This is a genomic window from Rhizocola hellebori (assembly GCF_016862955.1).
Classification (GTDB): domain Bacteria; phylum Actinomycetota; class Actinomycetes; order Mycobacteriales; family Micromonosporaceae; genus Rhizocola; species Rhizocola hellebori.
This window is the reverse complement of sequence record NZ_BONY01000048.1, coordinates 1-23,975: the sequence shown is the minus strand read 5'-3', so window position 1 is coordinate 23,975 and position 23,975 is coordinate 1. Positions and strand designations below refer to the sequence as shown.

Genomic DNA, 23,975 nt, shown 5'->3' with positions numbered 1-23,975 from the left:
CACGAAGGGTGGTCGCAGATGGAACGCATCGAGCAGGCTGCGGCATTGCATCGCCAGGCCGCAGCGGTGGTTCACGCAGCGGCACAGGCGCTCGATGATCATGTTCCGTTGCCGCGCACCGACCTGGCCGAGCAGCACGAGCTGGCGCTGCGGCTGACGCAGGCGGCGGCGAAGCTGACGCCGGGATGGCTGGGTGCGCCTCTGGACAAAGTGGACCCCGGGCCGCTGGGCGAGCAGCGGCGACCGGAGTTCATCCGCATCGGGTCGGGCCATCCCCTCGACGACGTGGAGTTTCCGGCCGTGGTGCCGCTCCTGGGCGCGGGCCATTTGACTTTCAGCGCCGACTCGCGCGATCCGCGGGTGGCGGGGGCTCTGCGGTCGATACTGCTGCGGCTGCTCGCCACGGCGCCCGCGGGCACCTTGATTGTGCGAGCCGTCGACGCGGTCGGCGGTGCGCTTTTCGCGCCGTTCGGGGCTCTCGCCGACGCGGGTTTGATGCCGCCCGCGGTGACCGAGCGGGCGGGGCTGCAGGCGATCCTCACCGAGGCCGAGCACTGGGTGATGCCGAACAGGCCCGCCGATCAGCGCCGGCCGGCGGCCCGTCCGCGGCGGCGTGACTGCACGATGCTTCTGATCATTGCCGCGCTGCCGTCGGCTGTGACGCAGGACGACCTGGCACGCATCGTCGGGCTGGCACAGAACGGGCCCGCCGCAGGGCTACACCTGATCATCGCGGGCTGGCCGCCGCTGCCTTTGGGACCGAAACCGGCTCTGCCCGCATTGCCGGCCAGCACGCAGGTCAGCTTGCGGACCGAATATTCGTTGATCGGTGGTCTGCCGTTCGCGACCGCGGCTCCTCCCACCGGGCCCAGCCCCACTGAGGTCTGGCTCGGCCTGCACGTTCCGGTGAAGCTTGACCCTGACCCACCGGCCAGGCTGACCCAGCGTGTCTGCGGTGAGCTAGCCGAGCGGTTCACGGCCCAGGGGCAGGTGCACCTGATGGACCTGCTCCCCGACCCCGACCAGTGGTGGTCAGAGACGTCGGCCGAGGGAATGTCCACAACGGTCGGCCTTGCAGGAGACACGCCGGTCTCGCTCCATTTCACCGATCTGACCCCACATTGGCTGGTGGGCGGCAGAGCCGGGGCAGGCAAGACTGCTTTCCTCATCAATGTCCTTTATGGATTGTGTACCAGATACGACCCCGACGAGCTCCAGCTCTACCTCCTGGACTTCAGCGAAACCGGCGCACTTCGCCAGTTCACGCCCACCGAGGAGGACCCGTCGTGGCTCCCGCACGCACTTGAGGTGGGCGTGGACAGCGACCGCGAGGGCGGCCTGGCCGTGCTGCGTTCCCTGGAGCGTGAGCTGACCCGCCGCACAGCGATTCTCAACGACGCCGGCGTGACCCGCTTCCACCAGCTGCGCAGTGCGGGAGCACCAATCCCACGAATCGTCTGTGTGATCAACGAATTCCAGCGGTTGCTCGCGGGCAATGATGAGATCGCGGCGGAGGCGGCCAATCTGCTGGAGTCGGTGGCGAAGCAGGGCCGGTCGGTGGGCATGCATCTGGTGATGTGCTCGCAGAAGGCACGTAGCAGCAACATTTTCGGCCAGTTCCTGGTGAGGGTGGCCCTGCCCGGCGGCGGCGATGTGCTCGAAGCGACCAACGATTCGGCCGCGAGCCTGCCGGTCGGCCGTGCGGTGGTGAACACGGCCGGTGGGCTCGGCGGTCCCAGGGGTGCCACCCGTGGGCATGAGAAGACGGTGAGGTTCCCCGACCCGCATGCCGACGCGCAGGTGCTGGCGGCGTTACGGCAGCGCCTTTGGCAGGCCCGGGAGCCCGCCTCCGCGCCACCGCTGGTCTACGCGGCGGGAAGAGTGCCCGCGCCGCGGCCGCCGGCTGCTCTCCAGCCCGACACCGCCCATGACTAGCCCGTCCAGGAAGCGCGACGAGAATGCGGATAGGTGGGGCGGATGACTGAAGGTGGGGCGGCCGTGAGCGATCGCGGATCGGCATGGTCGGAGTATTTGGGTTCGGCCCATCGGCTGGACGCGGTGAGGCAGCAGGCCGCGGCGACCGCCGCCGCTGAGGCTGAGGCGGTGGTGGCGGCGCGGGCCGAGTTGCCTGTGGTGCAGGCGCGTCTGGGGATGCAGGCCGCTCGCATGCAGGACGCCGCGCTGCAGGCGGGTGTCCAGTCGCTGGTGCTGGTGCCCAATGCGGCCGAGCAGCGTTCCGCGGAGATGGCTGTGGCGGGCGGCCCGAAGGTGGTGGTGGCCGCGTTGCGGCAAGCCCGCTCCACCGTGGAGGTGGCCGACGCCGCGCTGGCGCGGATAGACGATGTCGAGCCGGGTCAGGCGGTGCAAAACCTTGTCGCGTATGGGCCTGCGGCCGCGGTGACGACGGTGATTCAGCTCGTGTTCGCGCTGCTTGTGGATGAGCGGTCAAGGGTGTTCTACGCCGCGGCGTGCGGGCTGACCATGGGGGCGATGCTGTTCGGCATGGCCTGGCTGCTGCTCGGAGTCATCTATCCGGGAAGGCCGAAGACGCCCGAAATTGGGGCGCTGGTGTGCACGGCGCCGGTGGTGCTGGTGGCTTTCCTGTTCATGGTGCTGTAAGCGCTAGCGGGCGTTGATTAGCGCGAGCGCCTCGCCCCGCGTCTTGGAGTCGGTCTTGTGCAGGCCGCGAACGGCGCTGGTGACCGTGCGCGATCCGGCTTTGCGGATCCCGCGCATCTCCATGCACATGTGTTCGCATTCCAGAACCACAATCACGCCGCGTGCGCCGAGCGATGACTCCAGCAGGTCGGCGATCTGGGAGGTCAGCCGTTCTTGCACCTGGGGACGGCGGGCGAAGACCTCGACCAGCCGGGCCAGCTTGGACAGGCCGGTGATGCGGCCGTCTGCGCCGGGCAGGTAGCCCACGTGCGCCACCCCTTTGAAGGGCAGCAGGTGGTGCTCGCAGAGCGAGAACACCTGGATGTCGCGAACGAGGACGAACTCGTCGTGGTCGGCTTCGAAGGTCGTCTTGAGAACCTTGGACGGGTCTGCGCGCAGCCCAGCGAAAAGCTCGGCGTAGGCACGGGCCACCCGGGCCGGTGTTTCCAGCAGGCCATCACGGTCGGGGTTTTCGCCGAGGGCGATCAGAATTTCGCGTACCGCGGCGGCAATACGTTTAAGGTCGACGGACTCCTCCACCGGGGTACCGGTGAGGGAGCCGTCGACCAGACGTGCTGCTAGGAAGTCCAGCTTGTCGTTCAGCTTGTGCTCTCAGACTTCTCGACGAGGGTTACCTCGGCCGGGATCTGAACCGGCGGCTGGGTGGACGGGGCCCGCTTGCCGAAGCCGTTGAACGGCGCCATCGGTGGGCGCTTGACGACGCGCTCACAGATGCGGGTCATGTCCGCGGTGGAGATGGTCTCTTTCTCGATCAGCTCCAGCACTATGTTGTCGAGGACGTCGCGGTATTCGACGAGGATTTCGTAGGCCTCGTCGTGCGCCAGCTCGATCAGCGACCGCACCTCGGCGTCGATCTCGGCGGCGATCGAGTCGGAGTAGTCCTTCTCGTGGCCGTAGCTGCGGCCCAGGAACGGCTCGTCGCCGCTGGTACCGTACTTGACCGCGCCGAGCTTCGAGCTCATGCCGTACTGGGTGATCATCGCGCGGGCGATGGCGGTGGCCTTCTCGATGTCGTTGCCGGCACCGGTGGTGGGCTCGTGGAAGACGAGCTCCTCCGCGGCACGGCCGCCGAGCGCATACGCCAACGTGTCAATCATCTCGGCCCGGGTCTGGGTGTACTTGTCCTCGGTCGGCAGCACAAGCGTGTGGCCGAGCGAGCGCCCACGGGAAAGGATCGTCACCTTGTGCACGGGTGCCGCGTGCGGCAGCGCCCATGCCACGAGCGCGTGACCGCCCTCGTGATAGGCGGTGATCTTCTTCTCGTGGTCGGACATGACCCGGGTGCGCCGCTGCGGGCCGGCGATCACACGGTCGATCGACTCTTCCAGCTGATCGTCGGCGATGGCCCGCTTGTCCTGACGCGCGGTCAGCAGGGCGGCCTCGTTGATGACGTTCGCCAGGTCGGCACCGGTGAAGCCGGGCGTGCGGCGCGCGATGGTGTCGAGGTCGACGTCGGGCGTGAACGGCTTGCCCTTGGCGTGCACGCGCAGGATCGCCTTGCGGCCCTCCATGTCCGGCGTGTCGACCGCGATCTGCCGGTCGAAACGGCCCGGACGCAGCAGCGCGGGGTCGAGGATGTCGGGACGGTTGGTGGCGGCGATAAGGATCACGCCGCCCTTGGCGTCGAAGCCGTCCATCTCGACCAGCAGCTGGTTAAGGGTCTGCTCACGCTCGTCGTGCCCGCCGCCCAGGCCGGCGCCGCGGTGACGGCCGACGGCGTCGATCTCGTCGACGAAGACGATGGCAGGCGCGTTGGCCTTGGCCTGCTCGAAGAGGTCACGAACCCGGGACGCACCGACACCGACGAACATCTCGACGAAGTCAGAACCGGAGATCGAGTAGAAGGGGACTCCCGCCTCGCCTGCGACAGCGCGGGCGAGCAGGGTCTTACCCGTACCGGGAGGGCCAAAGAGCAGGACACCCTTAGGAATCTTCGCTCCGAGCGCCTGGTATTTGGCGGGATTTTGAAGGAAGTCCTTGATTTCGTGGAGCTCCTCGACCGCCTCCTGGGCACCGGCGACGTCGGCGAAGGTCGTCTTGGGCGTGTCCTTGCTGACGAGCTTGGCCTTGGACTTGCCGAAGTTGAGGACCCGGGAGCCGCCGCCCTGCATCTGCGACATGAACAGCAGCAGCAGGATGACCAGGATCGCGATCGGCAGCAGGTTGACCAGAAGCGAGAGCAGCACGCTCTCCTTGGTGACCTCGGTGCTCCAGGTGTCGACCTTGCCCGCCGTCTTGGCGTCGCGCACCTCGGTGAAGATGTCGACGTCCTGCGTGGACGGGTACTGCGTCTGGATCCGGTTGGTCTCGGTGTCGCCGAACTTGGCCTTGTCCTTCAACTCAAGCTGAAGCACCTGCTCCTTGTCCAGGATCAGGGCTTTCTTGATGCCGCCCTTGTCCAGTTGCTCAAGGGCGACCGAGGTGTCGACATCTTTATATGTCGGGCCACTCGTGAACATCTGGCTGACGAGGATCGCGCCAGCGATGACCACGAAGATCCAAAAGATGGGCCGGCGGAAGATTCGAGTTCTCTCCATGCTGGTTATCGGGTCCTGATCGTCAGTAGAGGCCGGTGGTGATTCCTCACTACCGTTAGGTCAGCTCAGTCGAAGGTACACCGTGCCAACTCTCCGCTCATCCACGCGGGCGGTTGAGCGCTAAAGCTTCAGCTCTTTCACAGCGGGCTTTCGCCCAGAGCGAAAAGTGGCCGAACCTTACCGAGAATAGACGTCTGGGTGGAGGATACCGACGAACGGGACCTCACGGTAACGCTCGCTGTAATCAAGCCCATATCCCACCACGAATTCGTTGGGGATATCAAAGCCGACATATTTCACCGGTACCGGCACCTTGATCGCGTCCGGTTTACGGAAGAGCGCCACGACGTCTACCGACTTGGCGGAGCGGGATTCCAGGTAGCGCAGCAGCCAGCTCAGGGTGAGACCAGAGTCGACTATGTCCTCGATAACGATCACGTGCTTACCGGCGATGTCCCGGTCCAGGTCCTTGATGATCCGCACCACGCCGGAGGAGGTCGTTCCCTGGCCGTATGAGGAGACCGCCATGAACTCAAGCTCGACCGCGGGACCACCAGCAGCGGCGAGCGCGCGGGAGAAGTCGGCCATGAACATGACCGCACCTTTGAGGACGCAAACAAGAAGCAGGCCGTCAACCGATTCGTAATCGGTGGCGACCTGCTTCGCAAGCTCGCTCACTTTCGCGCGTAGCTCGTCTTCAGTGATGATCACGCGCTCGATGTCCGCGTCATACCAGCCCATGTGGTCAAGAGTGCCGGATGAAGGGGCGTTGCGGCTCGTCGGGGTCGTAATTCGTCTTGATGAGCCCGAGGTTGCCGAGCAGGCCACCGACGATCACCAGCATTGTAAGGACCAGGAAGAGTGTCATGTCCTTAGTTTGGCCCGCCCGGGACAGATAGGACAGTGGCAGTCATGCCATTGCTCCTCGAATTTCTGCCACGTAGGATGTAACCATGCTCACTAGGGTTGCCGTCCTCGCTTTCGACCAGATCGCGCCGTTTGAGCTTGGCGTGCTCTGCGAGGTGTTTGGCACCGATCGGTCGGTTGACGGGTTCCCGCTCTACGATTTCGCGCTCTGCTCGGTCGATGGCCGGCCGGTGCAAACCCGCTCGGGATTCATGGTCACGCCCCACGCCGATCTCAAACCACTAAGAACGGCCGATCTGGTGGCCGTCCCGGCCCATCCGGTCACCACCGACGTCCCGCCAGAGGCGATCGCAGCCTTGACGGAGGCGGCGGAGCGGGGGGCTTGGATCCTCTCCGTCTGCTCGGGTGCGTTCGCGCTCGGGCAGGCCGGGCTGCTCGACGGTCGGCGCTGCACCACCCACTGGAAGTACGCCGACCAGCTCGCCAAGGCTTTCCCCAGTGCCGAGGTGGTGCCCGACGCGCTCTACGTGCACGACGGCCGCGTCATCACCAGCGCCGGCACGGCCGCCGGCATCGACGCCTGCCTGCACCTGGTGCGCCAGGAACACGGCGCGACCTTCGCCAACAAACTGGCCCGCCGCATGGTGGTCCCGCCGCACCGGGCGGGCGGTCAGGCCCAGTTCATCGAGGCGCCGGTGGCCGAGATGGCCAACTGCGACACCATCCAGCCGCTGCTGGAGTGGCTGCTCACCCACCTTGACGAGCCGCTGACCGTTGATGATCTCGCCCATCGCAGCCACATGGCGCCGCGCACTTTCGCGCGCCGGTTCCGGGCCGAGACAGGCGCCAGCCCGCACGACTGGCTCACCCATCAGCGTGTGCTTTTCGCACGACGGCTGTTGGAAGAGACCGACCTGCCCATCGAGCAGGTTGCCGTGCGGGCCGGCTTCGGCGATGGGGCGACGCTGCGGCATCACTTCAGCAAGCGAGCCGGCACCACACCCCAGAACTACCGCCAAACATTCCGCGGCTAGCAAATGCGCGTTGCTTCGCACGCGCCAAATTTCAACGCGGCGCGTCTACCCCAAATTTCACCTGTTTCAGCGTGGTACCAGGAACCCCGTCGCTCCGCATGGAAGTGGTGACCGCGGCGTGAGCCGCCGGCAGCACACCGGTGACCGTCACCGAAAAGTCGAGCATTCCGCCCGGCCGCCCACCGGAGCTGGCCACCGCGACATCGTTCGAGGGCGCGACGCTGACCAGTTCGCCCTTGCCCAAAGCGTTTTCAGCCCCGACCGCGAAGGTCTTGGCCCCGTTCGGCAAAGCGTCCGCGTCGTAGGCGAAGCGGACGCTCTCCTGTGCCCCGGTCGCCAGCCAGGCCTGAAAGACCTGAGTTTGGTCGGTCCCGTAGAGGTTGACCTGCCACTCGACCACGATCCACGTCTTGCCTTCGGACTGCACCGTGGCCACCCGGATGCCATCGGCCCCGGTCCCGTCCAGGTCGGCCCAGTAGGGCGCGAGAACGTTGTTCGGCCGATCCTTGGTCACCTCGGTCGGCGGCTCGAAACGGATGTCCTGACTCGTCGCGGTGCCGATCACCAGGTACCCATTGGAAACCACCCCGATGCGCTGGTAACTCTGCCCGGCGTAGGTGAACGACGGCACGTCGTAAGTGAGGATCTCTTCATCGCCGATCGGGTCGGCGTCGACGGCAAGCCGCTTGAACCGGCGATCCTCCACCTTGGACAGTGCGGGAATCCCCGGGACCACGCCGGCGAGATCGGCTTTGCGGATGGCGCCAGAGGCGAGCCGCAGCTCGGGTCCGGTCTCGGTGGAGACTGAAACCGACGCGTCCTCATATCCGGTGTTGGCCACCTTCACCCGGCACTCCGTGGAATCGCCGATCTCCACTCGCTCCGCGGTGCATTTGCTTGTCAGCGTCACCAGCCCTTGGCTCGGCCGGTAGGCGACCGGAAGGTGCAGGGTCGGATAGCCGCCCAGCACCGGGGTGAGGGTCACCGAACCGAAGCGCCACTTGGCATCGTTCGCGAGACTGGAAATGGTGATCTGAATCGACGCGGTCTTGCCCGCCGCGACCGTGACGACGGCAGGGCTGACCGTGACCGCGTCATCGGCCGACTTCAGGTGGTAGGTCAACAGCTGGTTGGTGTCGTTGCGCACGACCCGGGTGGTACGAAGCCGGCCGGGCATGATGGGTGCGTTGACCGACGGCAGGTTGAGGTTGATCGCGTTGACCTCGTCGTCGGCGTAGCGCAGCATCCGTTCCGCGGTCTCGGCGATGGTCAGCCCGGGCTGGGCTGCTTTGTCGACCGCGATCCGGCCCGCCCCGAAATCGAAGGGGTCGGCCGGGGTGGTCAGGTCCTCTTTGACCACGTCGGTGAGCGCGGTCGTCATCAGCGCGGACTTGAGCTGACCCGGGGTCCACTCGGGGCGCTTCGCGGCCAGCAGCGCGGCCGCGCCAGCCACGTGCGGTGAGGACATCGATGTGCCGGCGATGGCTTGGAACAGCTCGCCGGGCGGGCCGCCGGCGGTCTCGGTCGGCTTTGGGGTGTGCCCGGCGAGGATCTGTACGCCCGGGGCGGTGACGTCCGGCTTGAGCGCGAGCCCGCCCGGGCCACGCGAGGAGAACCCGGCGATCACGTCGCCCCGGCCCTTGGCTTTGACGCCAGCGCTGATGGTGGCCGTCAGGTCCGGCGCACTGTCCAGAATGGACACGATGGCGTTGTCCGGAAGATGCACGGCGGGCAGCCAGTGGTTGTCGGTCTCCACGTCCTGAAGCGTCGGGTTGAACAGAATCATGCCGACAGCGCCGCCCCGCTTGACGTTCCAGCCCTTGTCCACACGGGCATTTCCGCCGCGCTCACACACGACGATCTTCCCCAGGAAGGCACCGGCCTTGGCCGGCTCCAGACATTTGCCGTTGCGCACCACCGGTGCCGGGCCCACGCCGGCGGTGATCGAGGCGCCGGTGAGCTTCTGCCCGTTGCTGAAGGTCAGCGTCGCCTCGAACGCCCGGGTCTGCGTCGACGCCGCGACAGTAGTGACCCAGGGCGAGAGGTGGTTGACCGTACCCTCGCCGGGCCCGGAGTTGCCGGCCGATGCGGCCACGAAAACGCCTGCGGCGTAAGCGTCCAGGAACGCCATCTCGACCGGGTCGGTGAAGGGATCCGTACCACCGGAAATCGAATAGTTGACGACATCGACCCCGTCGTAGATCGCCTGCGAGATCGCGGCCGCCGAGTCCGAGGACATGCAACCCTCCGCGCCGCAGACCTTGTACACGGCCAGCCAAGCGCCGGGAGCCACCCCCCGGATGGGGCCGCGCTCGACCCCGAAGACCTTGGCGCTCTCAAGCACGTTGCCCGCCGTGGTGGAGGCGGTGTGGGTGCCGTGGCCGTCGCTGTCGCGGGCGGTGGTGTAGGTCTCGGTCTCGTGAACGGTCAGGTAGGAGTCGAGGAACGCCTGCCCGCTGATGAGCTTGTTGTTACAGGTGAACCCTTCCCCGAAGTCGCATGGGCGCCTGCGGCTCAGCGTGGGCGGGGTACCCAGCACGCCTTGGTCGGCGAAGGAGGGATGCTCGGGCCATGCCCCGGTGTCGAGGATGCCGACGAGCACACCCTTGCCCGCACGGCGTGCTCCACCCAGGTCCTGCTGCACGCGGTCGGCGCCGATGAACTGTGACGACGAGTCGGTCAACGGCTGGCGCAGCTCGTCTTTCTGTACGGCCACCACACTGTCGAGCGTGAGCAGATCCTTGACCCGGTTGGCCGGGACGGTCAGCGCCATCCCGCCGTAGACGGTCCGCAGCCGCTGCCGGACTTTGACCTGTGGCAGCCGTTGCGTGAGCTGGTCGGTGAAGCGCGTCTCCCGCTGTTCCAGGTATTTGGCATAGGCGAGTTCGTCGGCGTCCGAGCCGGTCAGCCGCCGCCCGGTCAGCGCCGGGCTGGTGGCGGCGTAGCCCGAGATCCCGCCGCGGTAGCTGGCCACCGGATCGTGGTCGAGCTTGACCAGGACCGGAATCGGCTCGGTGTCGTTGCGGCCGAGCAGCGCTCGATCTGTGCGGGCAATTCGGCTGCTCGCTGTCCGGCCCGCCTCCTCCCTGGCCACCGGTCCTATCTTCTGGTCGGCCGCATGGGCCGCGGAATTCACTGTCACCTGGGACAGACTGGCCAAGATCACTAGGCCCACGATCACCGGTAGCTTCACAAACCGGACAACGAGCCTCGTATTACCAGGCTGCGGCCTGACCGTCAGCCCGCGGCTCGGAACCGGCCACCAGGCCTCCCGACGGGAGCCGCCAGATCGCTTGGCCCATCCCGAACCCGCCGCGCTCGCGGGTCACCTCGACCCGATGGCCGCGCTCGGCGAGGCCGTCGGTGTCCAGCTCCGGCTCGGCGAAGACATGCAGGCCGCGTTCCCAGCGCCACCTCGGCTGGGCCAGCGCCGCCTGGGGATCCAGACCGCCGTCGACGGTGGCCAGCACCACCTGAAGATGGCCCTGGGGTTGCATGTGCCCGCCCATCACCCCGAACGGCCCGACCGGCACGCCGTCACGGCTCAGGAAGCCCGGAATGATGGTGTGGAAGGGCCGCTTCCCAGGCCCCGCCGCGTTGGGATGAGCGGGGTCGTCCGACAGGTCGGCGCCCCGGTTCTGCAGGCCGAAGCCGTAGCCGGGCAGCACCACGAAGGATCCGAAGCCCATGTAGTTGGACTGGATGAGGCTCACCATCATCCCCTCGCCATCGGCCGCGGCCAGATAGACCGTCCCACCCCGAACCGGGTCGCCGGGCACCGGCTCGATCGCCTTTGGCCCGATCAGCTTGCGTCGGGAGTCCACATAGGACTCTTCGAGCAACCCCGGCATGGGGGCATCGCCGACATAGGCAAAGGTGTCGGCGAAGGCGAGCTTCATCGCCTCGATCTGCTCGTGCAGGCCATGCTCGGGCAGCCCGTCGAGCAGCGCGAGGGCCTGCAGCGCAGCCACTCCCTGCCCATTGGGCGGCAGCTCGTGCACGGTGTAGCCGCGATAGCTCGCGCTGATCGGCTCGACCCATTCGCTGGTGTGCGCCGCCATGTCCTGTGCGGTGAGCAGCCCACCGGTCTCCCGCGCGAACGCGTCGAGGGCGTCAGCGATCTCGCCGTGATAGAACTCGCCCGCATGGCTGCCCGCGATCAGACGCAGCGTGCGCGCCTTCTCATGGCTGACAAACAGCTCCCCCGCTCCGGGCCGCTGACCGTAGACGGTTGCCCACTCACGGCACTCGGGCAGGTCCGGCACGTTCACCCGCGCCCAGCCGGCGGCTATCACCGGCGACACCGGAAACCCATGCTCCGCATAACGAATAGCGTCGGCAAACAACCTCTCGAAGGGCAGCCGCCCGAAGCGCTCGTGCAGATCACGCCAACCGGCCGGAGCTCCCGGCACGCTCACCGGCAGCCATCCGAAGGTGCGCTCGGTGGCGTTTTGCCAGACATTTAAACCAAGCTTTTGTGGGGTACGGCCAGAGCCGTTCAGTCCATACAGCGACGTGCCATCCCACACCTGGGCGAACAGGTCCCCACCGATGTCATTGGACCCGGGCTGCACCACGGTCAGGGTCACCGCCGTGGCGATCGCGGCATCGACAGCGTTGCCACCTTCACGCAGAATCGCCAAACCCGATTGGGCGGCGAGGGGCTGGGACGTCGCGACGACGCCGTTAGCTCCGTAGATCGGTGATCGACCGGTCGATTGAGCACGCATCGGTCAAGCCTAGGCCCAGCTGAGAGCTCTCTCTAGGCCCGACCTTGGGCGTTTGTCCCGCGATGGCGGTCGCAAACCGGTTCGCGAGGTGTGCGGCGAACAGGTGAGGTCCCCGGCCGACGCCGGGCTAGTGTCGGTATATGCCACTCGTTGACTGGGACCTGGCCACCTCTACCGCCGCACGGCTCGGGCCGACCGGGCCTTCCGTGACCTTGAGCGAGGCCACCGCGGTCGTCGCCGACCTGCGCCGGTGCGCTGAGGAGGCAAGTGAGCACGTCGCGGCCTACACCCGGCTGGTGCCACAGCTCGCCGACGCGCCCGTGGCCGTGGTCGACCGCAAAAGCTGGGCCGCCGAAAACGTGGCCGGGCTGCGCACAGTCCTGGGGCCGCTGGCCGACAAGCTCAATCCGAAGATCGGCAACGTGGCCGGCGCGGTCAGCTCAAAGGTGGCCGGGGTCCAGGCCGGGACCCTGCTGGCCTATCTATCGGGCAAGGTCCTCGGGCAGTACGAGGTCTTCGGCAACAATCCCGGAAAACTGCTGCTCGTCGCGCCGAACGTGGTCGCGGTGGAGCGCAAACTCGGCGTCGACCCGCGCGACTTCCGGCTCTGGGTGAGCATCCACGAGGTCACCCACCGCACGCAGTTCACGGCCGTCCCATGGCTGAGGGACCATTTCGTCGCCGAGATCCATCAGTTCGTCGCCGCCACCGAACCGTCGCGCCAGGTCTGGCAGCAGGCCGGCAAGATGCTCGACGCTGCGCGCGGCAAAGATGGCGTGAGCCTGCTCGACGCCATGCAGACCCCGGAGCAGAAGGCCGTGCTCGACCGTCTCACCTGCATCATGACCCTGTTGGAGGGACACGCAGAGGTCGTCATGGACGGCGTAGGCCCTTCGGTCATCCCCTCCGTCAGCCGAATCCGAGCCTCCTTCGACCGCCGCCGGGCAGCGGCGAATCCGCTGGAGCAATACCTGCGGCGGTTGCTCGGGGTCGAGCTGAAACTCAAGCAGTACACACAGGGCAGAGCCTTCGTGGCCAAGGTGATCGAAACCATCGGCATGGACGGCTTCAACCACATCTTCGACTCGCCGCAGACCCTCCCCCGCCTCGACGAGCTGTCATCCCCGCAGTCCTGGGTGGACCGTGTCGCGGCTTAGCCCCGCGGTAGCAGCGGTCCGCAACGCCGTCCGCGCGGCCCTCCCCACCGCCACCCCGCCCCCACCGCCCGCCGCTGGGTTGGTGGTGGTGGCTTGTTCGGGGGGCGCGGATTCTTTGGCGCTCGCAGCGGCTGCGGTGTTTGTTGCGCCGCGCGTGGGAGTGGTCACGGTGGACCACGGGTTGCAGGATGGTTCCGCCGAGCGGGCGCAGGCGGTGGTTAAGTGGGCCGATTCGGCGGGGGCGACGCCTAACGAGGTGGTCACCGTGGAGGTGGGAACTTCGGGCGGGCCGGAAGCGGCGGCGCGGGAGGCGCGCTATCTGGCGCTTGCCGATGCGGCGCAACGACTCGGCGCGACCTGTGTCCTGTTAGGACATACGGAGGACGATCAGGCCGAGACCGTGCTGCTGGCATTGGCACGCGGCAGCGGGCCGCGCGGGATCTCCGCGATGCCGGCCCGATTCGAGCGCCATGGCGTGCTTTTCGTGCGGCCATTGCTGGGGATTTCGCGGGCCACCTGCCGGGCCGCGTGCGAGGCGCAGACCTTGACCGTCTGGGACGACCCGCACAACGTCGATCCTTCCTATACGCGCGCCCGGGTCCGGGCGTCGGTCATGCCCGCGATTGTCGCGGCGCTGGGGGCCGATGTGGTGCCCAATCTCGCTCGCACAGCTTCGCTCGTGGCGGCGGACTCCCGGTACCTGGATGAAGAAGCCATCGTCGCGTTTGGACGGTGTGCGGCAGAAGCGGGCCTGTCGGTCGATGCGCTTGCCGCGCTTGCCGACCCGATCAGGACACGCGTGCTGCATCACTGGGTGACCTCGCTGGGCGTGCCCCGGGCGGCGCTTTCGCACCGGCACGTGGCCGCGATCGACGCGCTCGTCACCGCCTGGCACGGGCAGGGCGCGACCCAGCTGCCGGGCGGGATCAGCGTGCACCGGTCGGGACGAACCCTCAGCTACAGCCGCAGCTAGCGATCTTCGCGACGATCCTGTCGAGCGCGTCCTGGGCCGGGTATTGCCAGGTCGGCACGTTTTCGGCAAGCACCGCGAAGGCGAGCAGGCCTCCATCGGCGGTCTGCACGACGCCGGAGATCGAGTTGACCTTCTGCAGCGTGCCGCTCTTGGCCCGCACCACGCCCAGACCGCTGGCTGCTTCGGGCTTGGCGAAGCGGTAGTCCAGCGAGCCCGACCAACCGGCCACCGGCAGCAGGTTGAAAAGGTCGGCCAGCCCGGCGTGCTTACCGTCGGCCGCCCTGGTCATCAGGCCGGTCAGCACATTGGGGCTGAGCTGGTTCTGCGTCGAATAGCCCGCGCCGTCAGCGAGGTCGAACTGGCCGACGGGCAGGCCAAGCTCGGTCAGCACCTGCTCGACCGCTTCCGCGGCGCCCTCGAAGGAGGCGGGTTTTCCCTTCGCCAAGGCCACCTGGCGGGCCAGCGCTTCGGCGAGAGTGTTGTCGCTGTGGCCAAGCATCTGCTCAAGCTGGCGCAACATCGGCGCCGACTTCACCGCGCCCAGCTGTGCGCCGGGAGCGATCGGCGCGGAAGCCGAGGGGGCGGCGGTGCCGGAGGCCGCGGGCGCGGTGCCGCGCGACACGGCACTGTTCGGCACGCCCAGCAGCTTGGCAAGAGCTTGCCCGGCGGCCAGCTCCGGATCGGAGTAGCGATCGAAAGGCGTCTCCTGATCCTTCGGATCCTCGCGCGCCCCATCGATCATCAAGGCTGTGATCTTGGAGGTGTAGCCCTCTTCGTTCGCGTTCGCCTCCCAGGCCGGGCCGAGCACCGGCCCCGAGTAGAGCGAGCCGTCGACGATCACCTTGGTGGGTTTGGTGGTGCCGAGCGACTTCTTTATCTGCTCCGCCAGCTGGTCGAGCCGCGCCGCGCCGGCGTAGAAGCCCTCCCCGTCGACGGCCAGGGTCGCGTCACCCGCGCCGACCAGAACAACCTCGCCGGGGTTGGCACCGGCGACGGCCGTGGTGGTGATCCGATATGCGGCGCCTCGGGTGGCGAGAACGGCGGCCGCGGTCACCAGCTTGGTATTCGAGGCTGGAATCACGGTGTTGGTGGGATCGCGCTCGTAAAGCACCTTGCCGGAGCGCAGGTCCACCACGGAGACGCTCACGTTCTTGCCCAGCACCGTGCCCACGACCAGCGGCTCAAGCTGCTCCTTGAGGGTGCTGCCGGTCGGCACCGCGGCACCCGTCAACGGCTTGAGCACCGGACCCGGGATCGGCTCGCTGCTCGATGCCGGAGCGGGTGTGGTGAACGTCGCCCTGTTCTGCCACCAGTGCCAGCCACCGACCCCGATCAGCAGCAAAAGGGCCAGAGCCGCGGACAGCACGATCGGGCGCAGCTTCCGGCGCTTTTCCACAGGCGGCGGTGTGGACTTGTGCACAGCCTGTGGATAACTGGGGGGTAAAGCGGGCCCTGGCTGTGGATAACTCCGTGGAAAACCACTTTGCCCCTGGTCAACAGCCTGTGGATAACCCGGGAAGGGCGAACCTGCCTCACCTGCCGACTCCGCGTCGTAGTGTGAACCTGGCCTCCCCAACGGAGCCTCCCTCGGGCATGTGAGACGCGCTAAGCGACACTAACGGCGTCGGCTGACAGACGTGAACATACAGGCAAGGCGGAGCGTGAAATGGACTTCGACGTCACGGTGGAGATCCCTAAGGGACAGCGCAACAAGTACGAGGTCGACCACGCGACCGGGCGAATCCGCCTGGACCGCACCCTATTCACGTCGACCCAGTACCCGGCCGACTACGGCTTCGTTGAGAACACCCTCGGCGAGGACGGCGACCCGCTCGACGCCCTCGTGCTGATCCAGGAGCCGACCTTCCCCGGCTGCCTTGTCCTGTGCCGCGCGATCGGCATGTTCCGCATGCGCGACGAGAAGGGCGGCGACGACAAGGTGCTCTGCGTGCCGGCCCACGACCCGCGGCAGGAACACCTTCGCGACATCCATCACGTCCCCGAGTTCGACCGGCTCGAGATTCAGCACTTCTTCGAGGTCTACAAGGACCTGGAGCCGGGCAAGAGCGTCGAGGGCGCGACCTGGGTCGGCCGCGTCGAGGCCGAGGCCGAGATCAAGCGCTCCTTCCTGCGGGAGAAGGAGCGCCTCGAGCGCGCGGCGCACTGACTAGAGCGCTGGCAGATCGGCCAGCTGGATAAGCCGCGCGCCGCGCCGGGTGACCAGACGGCCTCGGCCTGCCGGCATCCGCTCGTTGCGCAACGCGCCGCCGAACGGGTTGCCCAGGCTCTTGTCCGCCGACATCAGCAGGTAAGGCGCACCCGCCGACTTGAGCTGGGCCAGCGCCGGGTCGTAACCGGCCCTGTTCCAGTTCATGTTGGCCACCGTGATCAGGTGCAGGCCGACGTCCTTCGCCTCGAATAGATAGTTCACCAGCGGCGTCAGCGGGTGCACCGGCATCGAGGCGACGATGTCGTAATCGTCGATGATCAGGAAGAACTCGCCCCGGCCCGCCAGCCACGGCCGCTCCCGCATCTGCTGTGGAGTGACATCGGCGGGCGGACGGCGCTCGGCCATCTTGTTGGCGATCGCGTTCATGTAGTCGGGCACCTGGCCCAGGCTGTTGACGTTGCCGATCAGGTGCGGCGTCGTCACCGCCCCGAGCAGGCTGCGCCTCGGATCCACGATGAGGATCTTCGCGTCCTCGGGCGCGTAGCGCTTGGCGATCGAGGTGGCGATCTGGCGCAGCATGGTCGACTTACCGCACTCGCTCTCGCCGAACGCCACCAGGTGCACGTCGGACATGAAGTCCAGGGCGGCCGGGGTGAGGTCGTCGCCGACCCCGAGCGGCAGCGTCCACCGATCGAGCCCGTCGAAGGACAGCCGGTCGTAGGCATAGACGTTGGGCAGCATGCGGACCCGGGGCGCGGGCGCGCCCGTCCAATGCTTGGAGATCTGGCGCACCAGCTCGTCGGCCGGACCCACCGCGTCGATCTCGGGTCGCAACGCGAGCGTGAACAGACCGTCCTGCGTGACGCCGAACCCTGGCCGGGACGGGACGTTCGGGGCGATCTTGCGGTTGCGGCAGATCGAGTCGCTCGGATCACCCAGCTTGAGCTCGATCTTCGAGCCGAACTGGTCGGCGATGGCCGGCCGGAAGTCGCGCCAGCGCAAGGTCGAGGCCACCACGTGGACGCCGTAGGCCAGACCGCGGGTGGTGATGTCGGTGATGATCGGCTCGAGGTCGTCGAAGGTCTCCCGGATCGTCGTCCAGCCATCGACCACAAGGAATACGTCGCCGAACGGGTCGTCGTTGAAGCGGCCCGCCGCGCGCAGCTTGCGGTAGGCGGCCATGGACTCGATGCCGTGCTGGGCGAACCGGGCCTCCCGGTTGTTCAGCAGCTCGGCCACCTCGCTGACCGTGCGTCGCACCTGAAGCGCGTCAAGGCGACCGGCCACCCCGCCGACATGGGGAAGATCACGGATCGCGCCCAGCGAGCCGCCACCGAAGTCGAGGCAGTAGACCTGCACCTCCTGCGGGGTGTGGGTCAGCGCCAAACCGGTGATCAGCGTGCGCAGCAGCTGCGACTTGCCGCTCTGGCCACCGCCCACCACGGCCACGTGACCGGCCGAGCCGTCGGCCAGCCGCACCCACTGCAGATCGCGCAACTGCTGCGCGGGCTTGTCGATGATCCCCACCGGGACCCGCAGTGAGCCGCGCAGCTCCGGGTTGGCGACCGTCAAGCCGCGCCCTTCCACGAGACCCACCTGGCCGAACGGGAGATCGAGCGGGTCGGAGATATCCAGCGGCGGCAGCCAGACCTGGTGCGCCGGCGGGCCTTGCCCGACCATCCGATCGATCATCACGTCGAGGAGGCTCTCGCCCGGCTTGACGTCCCAGTTCACCTCTGGCTCGGCGTTTTTTGGCTTTTCCGGTACCGGGATGAAGCGGGTCGAGAACTCATGGATCAAATCGATATCGGGGTTGCGCCGGCGCTCGCCCGCCTGGCCGGCCTTCTTGAACGAGCCGGAGACATAGGCGGCCTTGAAGCGCTGCAACGGTTCCGAGCCGAATTTGAGGTACCCGTGGCCAGGCGCCTTGGGCAGGTCGTAGGCGTCGCCGACGCCGAGCACCGCGCGGGACTCCATGGCGGAGAAGGTGCGCAGGCCGATCCGGTAGGACAGATGGGTGTCCAGACCGCGCAGCCGGCCTTCCTCGAGTCGCTGGCTGGCCAGCAGCAGGTGCACGCCGATCGAGCGGCCCACCCGTCCAATTTGGACAAAGATCTCGATGAACTCCGGGTTGGCGGTGAGCATTTCGGAGAACTCGTCACAGACGATGAACAGCGAGGGCAACGGCGCCAGCGGCGCTCCGCCCGCCCGCGCCTTCTCATAGTCTTTGAGGTTGGCGAAGTTTCCCGCCTTGGCGAGCAGCTCCTGGCGTCGCATCACCTCGCCGACGATGGCGTCGCCCATGCGGTCGACCATGCCGGCCTGGCCCTCGAGGTTGGTGATGACCGCGGAGGTGTGCGGCAGCTTGTCCAGCGAGGCGAAGGTCGCCCCACCCTTGAAGTCGACCAGCACGAAATTCAGCAACTCCGACGAATGGGTCGCCGCGAGCCCGAGCACGAGGGTGCGCAGGAACTCCGACTTACCCGAGCCGGTCGCGCCGATCAGCAGACCGTGCGGGCCCATGCCGTCCTGTGCCGACTCCTTGATGTCCATCTCGATCGAGGTGCCGTCTGGTCCGACACCGATCGGGACCCGCAGCCGGTTGCGGTTGGCACGCGGCGCCCAGCCATAGGCGACGTCGAACCGCTCCGGGTCGGGAATGCCGAGCAGATCGGCAAGGCCCTTCTCACTGGTCATCGCGGCGTCGGAGGCCACCGCCGCGGCGCTGAGGCGAAGCGGGGAAAGCCTGCGCGCCAACGCTTCCGCCTCGGGCAGGCTGAGCCGGTCGGCCACGCCGACCTCCGCCACCGACATCGCGGTCGTGGTGTGCAGCTCCCGGCCGCGGCCGACCACCTCGAGGGTGAGCATGCTGCGGTCGAGCAGCCGCGGCGGGGGCGAGTCAAGGTCGAGAATGGTGACCCCGGCCAGCCCTTCGGGCAGCGACAGGTGAGCCGAGTTGGTCATGTCGGCCCCATCGAGCACCACGACGACGTGCGGGGCACCGTCACCCGTGCCGAACCGCGGGCGGTTGGCGATCACGTCATCGAGCATTCTTTCCAGCTCAGCGGCGGTGCTGGCGAAGAGGCGAGCCGGGCCGACAGCGTCCACTTTGGAGGGGTGCTGGTGGTGGGGAAGCCACTTGGCCCAGTCCCAGCTCTCGCGGCGGTACATCGACGAGCAGATGCCGATCAGCAGATCATCGGGGGCGTGGAAGGTGGCCAGCTGCGCGAGCATCGCGCGGGCCAGGCCGTGCGCCTCTGAGCCCTCCTCCTCGCTGTAACTCTGGCTTGCGCCGCGGTAGCCGCCATGACCGACATCGTTGCGCAGGAAGACCCGGCCAAAGCCCCGGATCGACAGGGCCACCGGCAGATCATCGATGACCGAATAGGCGTCAAGGAACCGGCGCAGCGAACCCGCCGTCATCGGCTCGAGCTCCTCCAGCGGCCGGGTCTCCGGCGGGAGCAGCGGCGTGGCCAGCGACTGTGGACCGATGCCCACCCGGACGATGCCGAAGTCGGGGTCGTGCGGCCTGCGCTCCCAGAGCCGGAAGCTGTCCACTGTGGACCAAAGCCGCTGCGGATCGGGGTGGCGGTAGTAGAGCCCGTGCCGCTGTTGCTGCACGGTCTTGCGAGCGTTGCGGCGCAGGCCGGCGAGGTGACGAAGATATTCGCGGCGGGCCGCCATCATCTCCGCTTTCTTGGGCTGACCTGCGCCGCCGGCGAAGCTTGCCGCGATCATGCCGAGGCTGGACAGGCCCATCATGCCGCCCGCCACATAGGACATCGGGTTGGCTTTACCGGTGCCCGCTCCGTACATCATCGCCATCGACAGGGTGCCACCGAGCATGGGCAGCATCATCAGCGCCTGCTGCCACTTGCCACCGGACGCCTGAGGAATCTCCGGGGGTGGGTCGATGAGCAGCTCACCTGCGGGGATCTCGGGCGCGGGCCGCCTCGGCAGCCGCTTGACAATGATCGTTCCCATTTCCGCGCTCCTCCCCCCACTCTTGTCGAGCGTGGCCCATGTTATGCCATCCATCGGGTGCCTGGGGATGGGTGTTATATGGCAGTCTGTAGCGCGTGACTCACCCCGCCACGACCATCACCTCGAGCTCCGGGCTCACCCGCGTCACGCTGCACACACCGCAACGCCGGGTCGACGTTGCGCTGCCGGCCATGGTGGCACTTGCGGAGCTATTGCCGGAATTATTGCGCCATGCCGGAATAGGCCTCGCCGACGATGGCGAACAGCATGGCGGCTGGATCGCCCGTCGCGCCGACGGGACCACCTTGGACGAAGCGAAATCCCTGCAACAGCTGGGGGTTCGCGATGGTGAGGTGCTGCATCTGGTACCGGCGCGAGAACAATGGCCGGAGCTTGAATATGACGACGTGGTCGAGGCGATCGCGGCTGGATCACGTCGCCGCGGTGCGGCGTGGACGCCGAACGCCACCCGCGTGTCCACATTGGCCGGTGCCGCGATCCTTCTCCTCGCCGGGGTCATGTCGCTGCTGAAAGGCGGCCCGACCTGGGCCCCCGGTGGTTATCTGGCACTGACCGTGGCCGTCCTGCTGCTGGTGGGTGGCGTGCTCGCCTCGCGGGCCTATGGCGATGGCATCGCCGGCAGCGCGCTGGCCGGCTTCGCCTTGCCCTACGCATTCGCCGGTGGCGCACTGCTTCTCGGCGGTGCGGCGCAGAGCGGTGTGGTCCCCAGCGTGCTGTGGCTCGGTTCGTCCCAATTGCTGGTGGGCTGTGTCGCGATGCTCCTCTTCGCCGCCCTCGGCGCGGCCGGCGTGGGTCACGGCATGCGCATCTTCATGGCCGGCGGTCTGGTGGGCCTGCTCGGCGCCATATCCGCGCTGCTGGCCGGGCTCGGTGCGGCGGGCGCGGCCGCGATCGTCATCGCCGCTCTCGTCTGCGGCATCGGTTTGCTGCCCGTGCTGGCCATCCGATTTGGAAAGGTCCCCGTTCCGTCGATCACCCTGCCCCGCGACGCCGAGTCCTTCGGCGCGATCAGCAGCGGCGGCCGCGGAAGGGCAACCGGCGAGATCGCCGACCGCTCACGCGTTTTCGCCGCGGTGAGCCGGTCGGAGGAGCTGCTGACCGGAATGCTGCTGGGCTACACGGTGCTGGCCTCTTTCGCCGCCCTGATCCTCGCCGTCGCCGGTGGCACCGCCGGCCGGGTTCTCGTCGCGGTCGGGGCCACCGCCCTGCTGCTGCGCTCCCGGCTTTTCGTCACCATCCGCCAGCGCGGGCCGCTGATCGCCGCCGGCCTGCTCGGGCACATCATGCTGCTGGGCGGCCTGGTGTTCACCGCCAATGGCTCCACTCGCGCCTTCTTCGCGGTCGGTGCCGTGGTCCTCGCCTTGATCGTCGTCCTAGCCGGACAGACGTGGAGCCGGACAACCCCCTCCCCCTACGTCGGCCGCGCCGCAGACATCTTCGACCTGCTCATAGTCGTCAGCGTTGTCCCGGTGGCCGGCTGGGTGCTGGGCATCTACGCCGCCATCCAAAGCTGGACAGCGTAACCACGGACGGTCGATAGGCTTGGGCGGATGGCCAGCCCAAGCCTCGCCGAGGTCCATGACGTTGTGCAGGCGCACCTGCCCGGTTATCGAGTGCGCTCGGTGGAGCAGCTGGGTTCGGGCCTGGACAACATCGCCTACAAGGTCAACGGCGAGCTGGTGGTGCGCTTCAGCAACGATCCGGACCAAGCGCTGCTCGGCAAGCAGGCCCGCCTGCTTTCCGCGGTCGCAGGTGTTTCACCGCTGCCCGTCCCGGAGCCGGTGTTCGTTGCCGCGGAACATGGTTGCCTGGCTTACTTCAAACTCCCCGGCGTCCCGCTGCTGGAGGTGCCCCGCCATCGGCGATCAGAAGTCGGCACGTCGATCGCGGCCCGCCTCGGCGAGCTGCTGGCGGTTCTCCACGCCTCACCGGCGCAGCGATGGGCCGACCTGGTGGACGTCGATGACCAGCCGCTGGCGCAGTGGCAGCGCGAGGCGGCCGAGACGTATGGGACCGTCGCCGAGTGGATACCGGCGTCGCTACGGCCTGACATCGAGACCTTCCTGCACGCCCCGTCGCCACCGGCCAGGAGGGAATTGGTGTTCTCCCACAACGATTTGGGCATCGAACATGTGCTGATCGAACCCGCCTCGGGGACGCCTACCGGCATCATCGACTGGGGCGACGCCGCCATCACCGACCCGGCCCACGATTTCGGGCTGATCTATCGCGACCTCGGCCCGGGTGCGCTTCGGGAAGCCCTTGACCGCTATCCGATCGGCGGAGACGACGTGGCGGTGCTCCGGGAACGTGCCGTCTTCTATGCCAGATGCAGCGTCTTCGAAGATCTGGCGTATGGCCTTCAAACCGGGCTCGACCGGTACACCGAAAAATGCCTTGCCTCAATGGATTGGCTGTTTCCCGCCGGCGGCTAGAGGCGGCGGACCAGGGACAGCCCGCCAACGACCAGAACACCGACGCCGGCTATGGCCGCGGCAAGGCTGACCGGTTTCTCGCCGCGGGGAACGGGTCCTGTGGCGGCCATCGTGTTCGGCGACAGGCCGGGCAAGGGCCGGATGCGGCCGCGCTCGCGAGGCGGCCAGGCGTCAACGGAAGGCTCGGATGCGGCCGGGCCGAAGCCCGACTTTCCGGGCGGCGGAGTGTTGTCCAGCGGGTTGGTCAACACCTCGGGAACATCCGCGGTAAGCGCGCCGAAGGGGTCGACGATGCCGAAGCCGAAGCTGTCGTCGCGTCCCGGCGACCCGGTGTCATCGGCGGTGACTATCAATCGCTGCACCACGTTGGCGGCCGACATCTGCGGCCAACGGCTGCGGATCAGCGCGGCGGTCGCGGCGACCAGCGGGGCCGCGAAGCTGGTGCCCTGCACCCGCTGATAACCGCCGGGCCGGGCCCCGACCAGATCGGAGCCGGGCGCGGCCAGCACAGTGGAGGCACCGGTCAGCGAACGGCGCCAAAGATCGCCAGTGGGGGTCAGCGCCGTCACCGCCAGCACTCCGGGCTCACTAGCCGGATGCCACACCGAGGTGGGCCCGTTGGGGAGCACGTTGCCAACACATGCGACGACCACCACGTCCCGGGCGAACGCGTAATCGATGGCTTCGGCCAGCGCGGGGCTGGCCACGCCACCGCCAAGGGACAGGTTGACCACCGTCGCGCCGTGGTCCACCGCCCAGACCAGGGCCTCGGCCACCACCTTGGCGTCGTTGTACTTGTTTTCCGCGTCCAGAACCCTCACCGGGAGGATCTTCGCGTCGGGAGCGAGGCCGAGCACGCCTTGACCGTCGTCGCTGCGGCCGGCGATCAGGCCGGCGACCGTGGTGCCGTGGCCGACCGCGTCGGCGGTGCCATCACCACCCGGATTCACCAGATCGATACCGGGCAGCACCTGCCCGGCCAGATCGGGATGGTCCGCGGCCACCCCCGAATCGATCACCGCCACGATCACGCCGCTGCCGGTCGACAGCCGCCAAGCCTTCTGCCCCTTGAGCAGATCGACCTGCCACTGGTCGCTGCGCACGCTGTCACGCGGGATCTCGGCGATGACGGCAACCGGCTTCGGCTTGGCGTCGCGCTTGGCGAACCCGGGCGCAGCCACCAGAACCGCAGCCAGCAGCACGGACGCGGCAACGCGCAACAGCGCCGTCGCGATGGGGGAACGCGATCCGGCGCTGGGAGCCACGGGAACCTGGCTCGGTGTGGTCATCGGGGGAACGATGCCGCCATTCTGCACGAAGCTCGCCCCATCGACCAGAAGAAGTTCCCCCCGACCTCCCCACCCCCGCGCGTTGCTCTAGCTCACGCC

16 protein-coding genes and 1 pseudogene are annotated in these 23,975 nt (G+C 67.7%); 8 read left to right on the top strand and 9 right to left on the bottom strand.

The window, feature by feature from the left end:
- Nucleotides 1-18: 18 nt before the first annotated feature.
- Complete coding sequence (locus tag Rhe02_RS31695) at nt 19-1,935, top strand: FtsK/SpoIIIE domain-containing protein (protein WP_203912097.1); 1,917 nt, start codon at nt 19-21, stop codon at nt 1,933-1,935.
- A gap of 42 nt (nt 1,936-1,977) precedes the next feature.
- Entirely contained in the window at nt 1,978-2,619 is a 642-nt protein-coding gene (locus Rhe02_RS31690; protein ID WP_203912096.1) for a hypothetical protein, read from the top strand.
- A 3-nt stretch (nt 2,620-2,622) separates the two neighbouring features.
- Here Rhe02_RS31690 and folE read toward each other — a convergent pair whose 3' ends face one another.
- The 4 genes and pseudogenes from folE to Rhe02_RS50625 all read right to left on the bottom strand — a co-directional run bounded on the left by folE (nt 2,623) and on the right by Rhe02_RS50625 (nt 6,084).
- A complete protein-coding gene (gene folE, locus Rhe02_RS31685; protein WP_203912144.1) occupies nt 2,623-3,249 on the bottom strand; it encodes a GTP cyclohydrolase I FolE in 627 nt (208 codons plus the stop codon).
- Nucleotides 3,250-3,293: 44 nt separating this feature from the next.
- Nucleotides 3,294-5,216 (bottom strand): annotated as a pseudogene (ftsH, locus tag Rhe02_RS31680) (ATP-dependent zinc metalloprotease FtsH); the annotation flags it as partial.
- A gap of 177 nt (nt 5,217-5,393) precedes the next feature.
- Nucleotides 5,394-5,957 (bottom strand): hypoxanthine phosphoribosyltransferase, encoded by a 564-nt coding sequence (hpt, locus tag Rhe02_RS31675; protein ID WP_203912094.1) that lies wholly within the window; start codon nt 5,955-5,957, stop codon nt 5,394-5,396.
- A 4-nt stretch (nt 5,958-5,961) separates the two neighbouring features.
- Nucleotides 5,962-6,084, bottom strand: coding sequence for a hypothetical protein (locus Rhe02_RS50625; protein WP_275412658.1), 123 nt, complete (start codon nt 6,082-6,084; stop codon nt 5,962-5,964).
- Between the two features lie 85 nt (nt 6,085-6,169).
- On the opposite strand from Rhe02_RS50625, the gene Rhe02_RS31670 reads away from it, so the two are divergent.
- Nucleotides 6,170-7,117 (top strand): GlxA family transcriptional regulator, encoded by a 948-nt coding sequence (locus Rhe02_RS31670; protein WP_203912093.1) that lies wholly within the window; start codon nt 6,170-6,172, stop codon nt 7,115-7,117.
- Nucleotides 7,118-7,148: 31 nt separating this feature from the next.
- On the opposite strand, the gene Rhe02_RS31665 is transcribed toward Rhe02_RS31670, so the two are convergent.
- Both Rhe02_RS31665 and Rhe02_RS31660 read right to left on the bottom strand, forming a co-directional pair.
- The gene (locus Rhe02_RS31665) at nt 7,149-10,259 is read right to left on the bottom strand and encodes a S8 family serine peptidase (RefSeq protein ID WP_203912092.1); all 3,111 of its coding nucleotides are present in this window, start codon (nt 10,257-10,259) and stop codon (nt 7,149-7,151) included.
- A 73-nt stretch (nt 10,260-10,332) separates the two neighbouring features.
- Entirely contained in the window at nt 10,333-11,847 is a 1,515-nt protein-coding gene (locus Rhe02_RS31660) for a gamma-glutamyltransferase family protein (protein WP_203912091.1), read from the bottom strand.
- 140 nt (nt 11,848-11,987) lie between these two features.
- Between Rhe02_RS31660 and Rhe02_RS31655 the strand changes: the two genes are divergently transcribed.
- The gene (locus Rhe02_RS31655) at nt 11,988-13,004 is read left to right on the top strand and encodes an Rv3626c family coenzyme F420 biosynthesis-associated protein (protein ID WP_203912090.1); all 1,017 of its coding nucleotides are present in this window, start codon (nt 11,988-11,990) and stop codon (nt 13,002-13,004) included.
- On the top strand, nt 12,991-13,977 hold the full coding sequence (gene tilS, locus Rhe02_RS31650; protein ID WP_203912089.1) for a tRNA lysidine(34) synthetase TilS: 987 nt from the start codon (nt 12,991-12,993) through the stop codon (nt 13,975-13,977). Before Rhe02_RS31655 ends, tilS begins: the two co-directional genes overlap by 14 nt.
- Here tilS and dacB read toward each other — a convergent pair.
- Nucleotides 13,958-15,373, bottom strand: a complete 1,416-nt coding sequence (gene dacB, locus Rhe02_RS31645) for a D-alanyl-D-alanine carboxypeptidase/D-alanyl-D-alanine endopeptidase (protein WP_239124176.1) — start codon at nt 15,371-15,373, stop codon at nt 13,958-13,960. The two genes, tilS and dacB, sit on opposite strands and share 20 nt — an antisense overlap.
- Before the next feature lie 270 nt (nt 15,374-15,643).
- On the opposite strand from dacB, the gene Rhe02_RS31640 reads away from it, so the two are divergent.
- Nucleotides 15,644-16,144, top strand: a complete 501-nt coding sequence (locus Rhe02_RS31640; protein ID WP_203912088.1) for an inorganic diphosphatase — start codon at nt 15,644-15,646, stop codon at nt 16,142-16,144.
- Here Rhe02_RS31640 and eccCa read toward each other — a convergent pair whose 3' ends face one another.
- On the bottom strand, nt 16,145-20,131 hold the full coding sequence (gene eccCa, locus Rhe02_RS31635; RefSeq protein WP_203912087.1) for a type VII secretion protein EccCa: 3,987 nt from the start codon (nt 20,129-20,131) through the stop codon (nt 16,145-16,147).
- A gap of 95 nt (nt 20,132-20,226) precedes the next feature.
- On the opposite strand from eccCa, the gene eccD reads away from it, so the two are divergent.
- Together eccD and Rhe02_RS31625 are read left to right on the top strand one after the other, a co-directional pair.
- Nucleotides 20,227-21,675, top strand: coding sequence for a type VII secretion integral membrane protein EccD (eccD, locus tag Rhe02_RS31630; protein ID WP_239124175.1), 1,449 nt, complete (start codon nt 20,227-20,229; stop codon nt 21,673-21,675).
- Nucleotides 21,676-21,702: 27 nt separating this feature from the next.
- The gene (locus Rhe02_RS31625) at nt 21,703-22,587 is read left to right on the top strand and encodes a phosphotransferase family protein (protein WP_203912086.1); all 885 of its coding nucleotides are present in this window, start codon (nt 21,703-21,705) and stop codon (nt 22,585-22,587) included.
- On the opposite strand, the gene mycP is transcribed toward Rhe02_RS31625, so the two are convergent.
- A complete protein-coding gene (gene mycP, locus Rhe02_RS31620) occupies nt 22,584-23,876 on the bottom strand; it encodes a type VII secretion-associated serine protease mycosin (protein ID WP_203912085.1) in 1,293 nt (430 codons plus the stop codon). The two genes, Rhe02_RS31625 and mycP, sit on opposite strands and share 4 nt — an antisense overlap.
- Nucleotides 23,877-23,975: the final 99 nt, after the last annotated feature.

Excerpts from the sequence above, each read along its gene's own strand:
- Rhe02_RS31695 (WP_203912097.1), top strand. The coding sequence starts at position 19 with ATGGAACGCATCGAGCAGGCTGCGGCATTGCATCGCCAGGCCGCAGCG.
- Rhe02_RS31690 (WP_203912096.1), top strand. The coding sequence starts at position 1,978 with ATGACTGAAGGTGGGGCGGCCGTGAGCGATCGCGGATCGGCATGGTCG.
- hpt (WP_203912094.1), bottom strand. The coding sequence starts at position 5,957 with ATGGGCTGGTATGACGCGGACATCGAGCGCGTGATCATCACTGAAGAC.
- Rhe02_RS50625 (WP_275412658.1), bottom strand. The coding sequence starts at position 6,084 with ATGACACTCTTCCTGGTCCTTACAATGCTGGTGATCGTCGGTGGCCTG.
- Rhe02_RS31670 (WP_203912093.1), top strand. The coding sequence starts at position 6,170 with ATGCTCACTAGGGTTGCCGTCCTCGCTTTCGACCAGATCGCGCCGTTT.
- Rhe02_RS31660 (WP_203912091.1), bottom strand. The coding sequence starts at position 11,847 with ATGCGTGCTCAATCGACCGGTCGATCACCGATCTACGGAGCTAACGGC.
- Rhe02_RS31655 (WP_203912090.1), top strand. The coding sequence starts at position 11,988 with ATGCCACTCGTTGACTGGGACCTGGCCACCTCTACCGCCGCACGGCTC.
- Rhe02_RS31640 (WP_203912088.1), top strand. The coding sequence starts at position 15,644 with ATGGACTTCGACGTCACGGTGGAGATCCCTAAGGGACAGCGCAACAAG.
- eccCa (WP_203912087.1), bottom strand. The coding sequence starts at position 20,131 with ATGGGAACGATCATTGTCAAGCGGCTGCCGAGGCGGCCCGCGCCCGAG.
- Rhe02_RS31625 (WP_203912086.1), top strand. The coding sequence starts at position 21,703 with ATGGCCAGCCCAAGCCTCGCCGAGGTCCATGACGTTGTGCAGGCGCAC.
- mycP (WP_203912085.1), bottom strand. The coding sequence starts at position 23,876 with ATGACCACACCGAGCCAGGTTCCCGTGGCTCCCAGCGCCGGATCGCGT.